We start from the raw sequence: 1,052 nt of genomic DNA, 5'->3' as shown, positions 1-1,052 counted from the left end.
TGTGGACTTGATCGCTCTGTGGCGGTCTTCTGTGGTTACTTCTTGGCGGCGCCGTACCAATCGGGCGTTCTGGCCGGAAGAATTAGAGCGAGTCGGCGGCTCACGGGTGCGTGGTGGGGTTTGCGTCGGTTTTGTCAGAGTCCGAATGCTCCGCCGCTGATCAGGATGAAGGCGCCCAGGCCGATCAGGACAGTTGGGAACAGGATATGTTCCCAGCGCTCTAGGACTTCGGCGATCGGTCGGCGGGTGGCGACGAACTTGGCCAGGCCCACCAGTCCCGCCACCAGCACCAGGAACACGATGCAGTAGGCAACTACGGCTCCCGTGCCCACGTTGAGAAAGACGGGGACGTAGACGCCGATGTTGTCGCCGCCGTTGGCGAAGGTTACGCCGGCCACGGTCCACACGGCGACGTTCTTGCCCTCGACCTTTGCATCGTCGTCGTCATCATCGTCCCCGCGCCAGGCCTGCCACGCGGCCCACAGTCCCAAGCCCAGTGGGATCAGCCCGAAGTAAGGGATGGCCCCCGGGGGCAGGAAGGCTCCCGCGCCCAGGGAGACGAGCACTGCGGCGCCGAGGATGCCGACGAAGCCAAGATACTGGCCGGCCAGAATGCGTGCGGTGGTGCCGCGTTGGCCTGCTCCGCGGGCGAAAAACAGCGACAGGACGATGATGTCGTCGATATTGGTGGCAATGAACAGGCCGATCGCCTGCAGGGCCGAGGACAGGATCACGCCTGCACCTCCGTGGCGTGACAACCCGGCACTGAGCAGTCGGGCTCCAAGCAGGGGGCGTTTTCGTTGACCGCGAGGGTGACCTCGACCAAGGAGGACAGCGACCGCGCCAAGTGCGGGTCTGCGATCTCGTACCGGGTCTGGCGACCTTCGGGCACGGCGACAACGATCCCGCAGTCGCGCAGGCATGCCAGATGGTTCGACACGTTCGACCGTGTCAGCTCCAAATCGCGGGCCAGCTCCGCCGGGTAGGCCGGCTGCTGCAGCAAGGTCAGCAGTATCCGGGACCGCGTCGGGTCGGCCATCGCCCGCCCTAAC

Annotated in this window: 2 protein-coding genes; both read right to left on the bottom strand. The window is 65.4% G+C overall.

What is annotated here, in order from left to right:
- Positions 1-134: 134 nt before the first annotated feature.
- On the bottom strand, positions 135-734 hold the full coding sequence (locus tag ACWIFB_RS17295) for a cadmium resistance transporter (RefSeq protein WP_253002698.1): 600 nt from the start codon (positions 732-734) through the stop codon (positions 135-137).
- Positions 731-1,052 (bottom strand): Cd(II)/Pb(II)-sensing metalloregulatory transcriptional regulator CmtR (cmtR, locus tag ACWIFB_RS17290; protein ID WP_454058892.1); only part of this gene is annotated, 322 nt, incomplete at its 5' end. The genes cmtR and ACWIFB_RS17295, both read right to left, overlap by 4 nt.

This window comes from Dietzia sp. NPDC055340, from assembly GCF_053645335.1.
Note: the sequence above shows the minus strand (reverse complement) of the source record. Positions and strands in the feature narration are given on the sequence as shown.